Raw genomic sequence first — 7310 nt, forward strand, 5'->3', positions numbered from 1 at the left:
TCCTTGGCCCAGCGCGGCTAACCCGGCGTCCTGCCGGGTTACCCACGGATTCAAGCCTGCGTGCGGCCAGCGTGGTTGACGGGGCGACTCAGATCAAGGTCAAGATCAAGGTCAAAAGCAAGATCAAAAGCAAAGCGTCAGCAACCGGTGTTTTTGCGGTAGCTATATTCCTTCACAGCGCTCGCGTTATATTCGCGGCACTTTAAACGCAGGAAGTTTGAATCATGGCAGGAAGCAGCTTGTTGGTACTGATCGACGATATCGCCGCCGTGCTTGACGATGTGGCGTTGATGACCAAAATGGCCGCCAAGAAGACCGCTGGGGTGCTGGGTGATGATTTGGCGCTGAATGCCCAGCAGGTCTCCGGCGTGCGGGCCGAGCGGGAGATTCCCGTGGTGTGGGCGGTGGCCAAGGGGTCGTTTGTTAACAAGCTGATTCTGGTGCCGGCTGCGCTGTTGATCAGTGCGTTTGCGCCGTGGGCAGTGACGCCGTTGTTGATGCTGGGGGGCGCGTATTTGTGCTTTGAGGGCTTCGAAAAGCTTGCGCATACCTTTTTGCACAAGCGTACCGAAGAGCAGGCGCATCTGGTTGAGGCGGTGGCGGATCCGGCGACGGATCTGGTGGCGTTCGAGAAGGACAAGATCAAAGGCGCGATCCGCACTGACTTTATCCTCTCGGCGGAAATTATCGCCATCACCCTGGGCACCGTGGCGGATGCGCCGTTGATGCAGCAAGTGATCGTGCTGTCGGGCATTGCCATTGTCATGACGATCGGCGTGTATGGGCTGGTGGCCGGTATCGTCAAGCTGGATGACCTGGGCCTGTGGCTGACCCAAAAACCTGGCCAGGCGGCTCGCAGTATCGGTGGGGTGATCTTGCGTGCGGCGCCCTACATGATGAAAAGCCTGTCGGTGATCGGCACGGCGGCGATGTTTATGGTCGGCGGCGGCATTCTCACCCACGGCGTGCCGGCGGTGCATCACTGGATCGAAACGGTTAGCCAGAACACCGGTGGCTTGGCGTGGTTGATGCCGACGTTGCTGAATGCCGTGGCGGGGATTATTGCGGGGGGTGTTGTGTTATTGGTGGTTCAGGTCTCAGGAAAGATCTGGGGCGCAGTTAGACACTGACAGGTATCTGCTGGTAAGTGAACGTAAGTCAAATAGCTACTTTTTGGGATTTCCCCTACAGAGGACCAATTCAATCCTTCCTAAGCTCTGCGGCTCTGTTTTGCCTATCCAGGCTTTTTACGGAGTCTTTTAATCAGGGAGTTTTAAATGAATTGGTATCTGGACGCACTGAAGAAGTCGTTTGTATTCGAGGGCCGGTCGAACAGAAAAGCCTTCTGGTTTTTTCAGTTGGTCGATAAGTTGATCACAGGGGCGTACTTGGCTATTTGCTGGTGGTTTTTTGAAGATTCAATGAAAACTTGCTTGGCTATAGGCCTGGTTTATTTACTGCTAACGTTACCAGCCAGAGTAACGCTGTTGTGCCGAAGGCTTACCGATAATGGCATCAGCCAGGTCAATTCGTTTTGGACGTTGCTGCCTTTTGTCGGGACGCTCTTTTGGGTTGGCTTTGGGGTCTACCCGGGAGCTAAGGAGAAAACCTCTACCCGCTCGTTGGATGCTTCATGCACTGCTGAGTAATATTTGAACGCATAAACGAAAAAGCCACTCACGTATGTGAGTGGCTTTTTTGCTTCTGGGTGGCGCTTACTCCGCAATCTGCAACTTGCGCGATTCCGTGTAGATGTACCGCACCTTTTCATACTCAAACGGCGAGTTCATCTGGCCGTAGCGGAAGCTGGTCTGATAACGCTTGTCGACGGCGCGCAGGGCCCAGATTTCCGGGTGGTTTTCGCTGACTTTGGAGACGTTCAGGAAGTTGATCTGCGATTCTGCGCTGTAGTCCACCAGCAGGCCGCCGGTGTCGCGCAGGTTGGACGGGCCGAAGATCGGCAGCACAACGTAAGCGCCGCCGGGCACGCCGTAGAAGCCCAGGGTTTGGCCGAAGTCTTCGCTCTGGCGTGGCAGGCCCATGGCGGTGGCCGGGTCCCACAGGCCGGCGATGCCGATGGTGGTGTTGACCAGCAGGCGCCCGGTGGTTTCCAGGGAGCGGTGGCCCTTGAGCTGCAGCAGGCTGTTCAACAGGTTGGGCACGTCGCCCAGGTTGTTGAAGAAGTTGCTGACGCCGGTGCGCAGGAAGCTTGGCGTGACATAGCGGTAGCCGTCGACCACGGGCAGGAACACCCATTGGTCGAAGCGGTAGTTGAAGTGGTACACGCGACGGTTCCACGACTCCAGCGGGTCATAGACGTTGAGTGCGGTCAGCGACGAGCGCTCGAACTCACGCTGGTCCAGGCCAGGGTTGAACTTGAGCTTGGTCAGCGGTTCCTTGAAGCCGTCCGCATCGACAGTAGTCGGTTCGTGGGCCTTGCTGTTGTCGGCATTGGCGACGCCTGCGCACATCAGGGCGGCGAGCAGCAGAAGATATTTAGCCACGGAAGAACTCCAGCATGGCGTCGGCGTTGACGCGGTAATTGAGGTTGCCGCAATGGCCGCCCAGCGGGTAAACGGTCAAGCGATCGCCGAAGGTTTTACGCAGGAACCCGAGGTCGCCAGGGCCCAGGATCACATCGTCGGCGTTGTGCATCACCGAGATTTTCGGGCTGGTGTGCAGGTAGTCCTTGAGGGCGTAAAGGCTGACCTGGTCAACCAGTTGCAGCAGGCTGCCGCCGTCGGTGCGTGCGCGCCACATCGGGATCACTTGTTCGGTGAGGTAGCAGTCGAAGTCGCATTGCAGCGCACGCTTGAGAAACGGCGTGAGGCTGGTGCCTTCGGTGATCGGGTATTTGGGCGGAATGATCAGGCCACGGCGGTTGATCAGGTCCGAGGTAAAGGCGATGTCGGCTGCCGAGAAGCGGAACGAGGTACCGATCAGCATGGCCATCTGTTCGTTGGTCAGGTGCTGCTTGGAGTTCTGGAAGTCGTAGAGCAGGGCGTCGTTGAGGTCGATGTAGCCCTTCTGCTGGAAGTAGCGGGTCAGCTTGTTCAGCACCAGCTCATAGAACGTGGTGGTGTTGTTGATGCCCTTGACCTCGGTCTGTACCAACTTGTCGAGGTTGGTGATTGAGGTGTAGAGGTTGACCGGCGGGTTCAGCAGCAGCACTTTCTTGAAGTTGAAGCTGCGACGGGTCTCGTCGAGTTTGGCCACAAATGCCGCATCAAGAGCGCCGAGGCTGTAACCGCTGAGGAAGAAGTCGGTGACCGGCAGCGAGGCGTTCTGCGCGCGAACGGCTTGCATCACCCGGTACATGTCTTCGGCGTCTTCCTGGGTGATACCCGGGGTGGCGAAGCGCGAGGCGGCACTGATGAAGTCGAAGCTGGTGGGCGAAGACAGCTGCACTACGTGGTAGCCGGCCTGGTAATACAGCTTTTTAAGGTATTCGTTGATGCTGCTGTCATACCGCGCGCCGGTGCCGGCGATCAGGAACATCAGCGGTGCGGCGTGATCCTGCTTGGCGATGCGGTAAGTGAGCTTTTTCACTGCCCAGAAATTGTCTGGCAGGCTGAACTCGCGCTCGGGGCGCATCGTCAGGCTGTAGTCGGACTGGTTTATCTCGTCGTCGCTCGGCAGTTTTGGCCGAAGGTCGGGCGGTGTGGTGGCAATAGTCGCTTCGAACGGGTTCGTCAAAGGGAAGCCATAAGTGGCTTGGTCGATGTCGACCGCCAGTGCTGACGCACTCAAAAATAGGCTGCCCAATAGGGCAACACAGCGCAAGGAACGGAGCATGACTTAATCCCTAAGAGGAAACGTGCTGAATGAAGTTCGCAGGCTAAGACCACCGCGTTGCCACCGAAGTGCCAGCGTTCGGCACGAAAAATCGGAAAAAGACATCGGAATCGGGGTAATAGTAGCGAGACGATACACTTTGCCGCGACCTGATGAATAGATATCTGCGCAGACAGCTTGATAACGGCCGCCAGGGCATTAAGCTGAGCGCCGTTTTCGCCTATCGGAGTGCCCCAATGTCCCCTCGTTTGCCCTGGATCCTGCTGCTTGTTGCCCTGCCGTTTTGGCTGGCTGCCAGTTACGGCGCGCGTTATGGCTTTATGGAGGATGGTCAGTGGGTTGGCATCTGTGCCGATGAGGCCAGCCGCTGGGAATGCCAGCTGCGTTCGAACCTTGGGCTGATGATTCACTTCAAGGTGCTGGGCTGGGCGGCATTGGTCACGGCGGTGCTGGCGTTTTTTGTGCCGGGCCGCTTGGGTTGGGGGTTGGCAGTGTTGGGGGTGGTATTTGGGTTGCCGGCGTTGGCGTTGTACAACACGACTTTTGCGGTGTTTGCGGTGGTGGTTGCGGGGTTGCGGTTGGTCAGGAAGCCTCGGGGTGGCTGATTGACCGCATCGCAGGCAAGCCAGCTCCCACTTTTGATTGAGTTCACACGGTCAAAAGGTGGGAGCTGGCTTGCCTGCGATAGCGGTTTTAAGCCTTGCGCACCCGCAAGCACCGCCACAAAGCCACCACCATCAGCACGCTGACCACCGCCCAACCCCACGCCTGCTGGTTCAACAAGCCTTCGCGGTACAACTGCGGCGCAATACCGGCGCCGATAAAGAAGGCCAACAGGGCGATCTCTCGGCGCGGCCCGGTCACCGGGCGTATCAGGTACACCAACGCCGGCAACACCAGCGCTGCACTCGGAAAGCTGCGATAACGCGGGTCAAATACCAACGCCAGCATCATCACCGCGCCGGCAAACCCGGCAACTGCCACCAGCAGGCCTGCGCGTTTCTCCAGCCAGTTGAATGCCCGCTCACGCCAGCCTTGCCGTGAACTCAAGGCCAGCGCGGCATGAGCCAGCACCAGCAGGTTCAAAACGATCAGCACGCCTGCCCACACCCATTCATCGTTAAAGCGCGCAGTCACGCGAGTTAACTCGGCCCAGGTTCCGATGGAGCAGGCAGCCACCGCGCCGAGCAATGGCAGTGCAGCAGCGGCACGTACACTGCGCACGCGACCGCCGAGCGCCAGCGTACCCAGCAGGATGATCCCGCCTACGCCCAGCCACAGTGGCCAGTACGGCACATTGGTCACCGGCCCGGCGAGGATGCCCTTGTCCTGGCGGTCTGCATCAAACAGGCCCCAGTAACCGCCGACCGCACCTTCACTGGCGCGTTTCCACGGCTGGTCAAACGCTTCGATCAGGTTGTAGCGCCAGCCATTGGCTTCGGCCATGGCAACAAAACCGCGCATGAACTTGGCCTCGTTGACCCGGCTCGGCACCGCAGTTTCGCGCTGGCGGCCTTCGCTGGGCCAGCCGGTCTCGCCGATCAACACGTCTTTGGGGGCGAATTTGTTGCCGAAGGTTTGGCGCACATCACCCACATGCTTGAGCGCCTGGTCGATGCCCGACGGGGCATCTTCCCAGTAGGGCAGCAGGTGAATGGTCAGGAAATCCACTGCCGGGGCGATTTCCGGGTGTTTGAGCCAAAACTCCCACACGTCGGCATAAGTGACCGGTTGCTTGATGTGGCTTTTGACTTTGTGGATCAGCGTCACCAGTTGCTTGGCGGTCACTTCCTTGCGCAGCAGCGCTTCGTTACCAACGATGACCGAGGTGACGACGTCCGGGTTGGCATTGGCTGACGCGATCAACTGGTCGACTTCCTTTTCGGTCGATACCGGGTCGCTGCTGACCCAGGCGCCGATCATCAACTTCAACCCATGCTTGCGCGCCAGGTCGGGCAGGGCTTCCAGGCCGGTCATGGAGTAGGTGCGGATGCATTCAAAGCGGGTGGCCAGCAGGGCCAGGTCGGCGTCCATGCGTTCAGGGCGCAGCTTGAACGGCTGGTCGAAGGGCGATTGGTCTTTATCGAACGGCGTATAGGACGCGCATTGCATCTTGTGGCTGGCGCTGGCGACATCCGGCAACACCACCGGGCGGCCGAGGCCATACCAATAGCCGGCAAGCACCAGAAAGCCAAGGATCAAGGCAAGGAAATAGGGCAGGGCAGGGAAGCGGGCATTCGCGGGCATGGTCGGCTTATCTGGGGGAGCAAAGGCGCGCATCTTACCCGGATTTTTGCCGTCCCAGTGGGGCTGCATGATTTTGACATGCAAAGTTCGGGCGGGATTTTGACGCCAGACCTTCCAAACCATCCTGCTGGCGATGTGATGTCGTTTCTTGCTTACCTGAGGTCGCAGTCAGAGCAGGTTCCAAGCCTCGTGAGGTTGATGATCAAAGCGTCAGCACTCCACTGATGAAGCAATAGCCGGATTGATGCGCGTGAAGGGGGCGCGGTGCACCCTATAACAACAGGTTGACGTCGCTCGGCATCCGCCGGGCGCAGCACTTTCGGGGAAGTACGATGAAGATGCGACGACTCTTGGGCGCAGCTGCCACTCTGGTAGTTGCGATGAGCTCCACACTGGCCAGCGCCGACAGCAAAACCCTGAGCATCGGCTATGTAGATGGCTGGTCCGACAGCGTGGCCACCACCCACGTAGCGGCAGAAGTGATCAAGCAAAAGCTCGGCTATGACGTGAAGTTGCAGGCTGTCGCCACCGGGATCATGTGGCAGGGTGTGGCAACCGGCAAGCTCGACGCCATGCTCTCCGCCTGGCTGCCCGTGACCCACGGTGAATACTGGGCCAAGAACAAGGACAAGGTGGTCGACTACGGCCCCAACTTCAAGGATGCGAAGATCGGCCTGATCGTGCCGGAGTACGTCAAAGCCAAGTCCATTGAAGACCTCAAGACCGACACCTCCTTCAAGAACAAAATCGTCGGTATCGACGCCGGTTCAGGCGTGATGCTCAAGACCGACGAGGCCATCAAGGCTTATGGCCTGGACTACAAGCTGCAGGCCAGCTCCGGCGCCGCCATGATCGCCGAATTGACCCGTGCCGAAGACAAGCAGGAATCCATCGCGGTGACCGGTTGGGTGCCACACTGGATGTTCGCCAAATGGAAGCTGCGCTTCCTCGATGATCCAAAAGGGATTTATGGCGCTGCTGAAACCGTCAACAGCATCGGCAGCAAGGGCCTGGAGAAGAAAGCGCCGGAAGTTGTGGCGTTCCTGAAGAAATTCCAGTGGGCCTCCAAGGATGAAATCGGCGAAGTCATGCTCGCGATTCAAGAGGGCGCCAAGCCTGAAGCCGCAGCCAAGGATTGGGTCGCCAAGCACCCGGATCGCGTTGCCGAGTGGACTGCCAAATAAAACTGTAGCTATAACCCATGTGGGAGGGGGCTTGCCCCCGATGGCGGTGTGTCAGTCACTAATCCGATACTGACACACCGCTAT

General features: G+C 58.6%; 7 protein-coding genes and 1 pseudogene. 5 read left to right on the plus strand and 3 right to left on the minus strand.

What is annotated here, in order from left to right:
• The 3 genes and pseudogenes from ACP7A2_RS26850 to ACP7A2_RS26860 form a co-directional block, all read left to right on the plus strand.
• Window positions 1-206, plus strand: a pseudogene (locus tag ACP7A2_RS26850) (hypothetical protein); the annotation flags it as partial.
• An 18-nt stretch (window positions 207-224) separates the two neighbouring features.
• On the plus strand, window positions 225-1130 hold the full coding sequence (locus ACP7A2_RS26855; protein WP_426136819.1) for a DUF808 domain-containing protein: 906 nt from the start codon (window positions 225-227) through the stop codon (window positions 1128-1130).
• A gap of 147 nt (window positions 1131-1277) precedes the next feature.
• Window positions 1278-1649 (plus strand): DUF805 domain-containing protein, encoded by a 372-nt coding sequence (locus ACP7A2_RS26860; RefSeq protein ID WP_426136820.1) that lies wholly within the window; start codon window positions 1278-1280, stop codon window positions 1647-1649.
• Window positions 1650-1715: 66 nt separating this feature from the next.
• On the opposite strand, the gene ACP7A2_RS26865 is transcribed toward ACP7A2_RS26860, so the two are convergent.
• Both ACP7A2_RS26865 and ACP7A2_RS26870 read right to left on the minus strand, forming a co-directional pair.
• The gene (locus tag ACP7A2_RS26865; RefSeq protein ID WP_426136821.1) at window positions 1716-2504 is read right to left on the minus strand and encodes an MlaA family lipoprotein; all 789 of its coding nucleotides are present in this window, start codon (window positions 2502-2504) and stop codon (window positions 1716-1718) included.
• Window positions 2497-3795, minus strand: coding sequence for a serine/threonine protein kinase (locus ACP7A2_RS26870; protein WP_426136822.1), 1299 nt, complete (start codon window positions 3793-3795; stop codon window positions 2497-2499). Before ACP7A2_RS26870 ends, ACP7A2_RS26865 begins: the two co-directional genes overlap by 8 nt.
• Before the next feature lie 236 nt (window positions 3796-4031).
• Between ACP7A2_RS26870 and ACP7A2_RS26875 the strand changes: the two genes are divergently transcribed.
• Window positions 4032-4400 carry a hypothetical protein gene (locus tag ACP7A2_RS26875; RefSeq protein WP_426136823.1) on the plus strand — a complete coding sequence of 123 codons (369 nt, stop codon included), beginning with the start codon at window positions 4032-4034 and terminating at the stop codon, window positions 4398-4400.
• A gap of 88 nt (window positions 4401-4488) precedes the next feature.
• On the opposite strand, the gene ACP7A2_RS26880 is transcribed toward ACP7A2_RS26875, so the two are convergent.
• The gene (locus ACP7A2_RS26880) at window positions 4489-6042 is read right to left on the minus strand and encodes a glycosyl hydrolase family 17 protein (protein WP_426136825.1); all 1554 of its coding nucleotides are present in this window, start codon (window positions 6040-6042) and stop codon (window positions 4489-4491) included.
• Window positions 6043-6374: 332 nt separating this feature from the next.
• Here ACP7A2_RS26880 and ACP7A2_RS26885 point away from each other — a divergent pair, with 332 nt between their 5' ends.
• Window positions 6375-7226 (plus strand): glycine betaine ABC transporter substrate-binding protein, encoded by an 852-nt coding sequence (locus tag ACP7A2_RS26885; RefSeq protein ID WP_426136826.1) that lies wholly within the window; start codon window positions 6375-6377, stop codon window positions 7224-7226.
• Window positions 7227-7310 lie beyond the last annotated feature (84 nt).

The organism is Pseudomonas sp. PWP3-1b2 (genome assembly GCF_049896045.1).
In the GTDB taxonomy this organism is placed as follows: Bacteria; Pseudomonadota; Gammaproteobacteria; order Pseudomonadales; family Pseudomonadaceae; genus Aquipseudomonas; species Aquipseudomonas antarctica_B.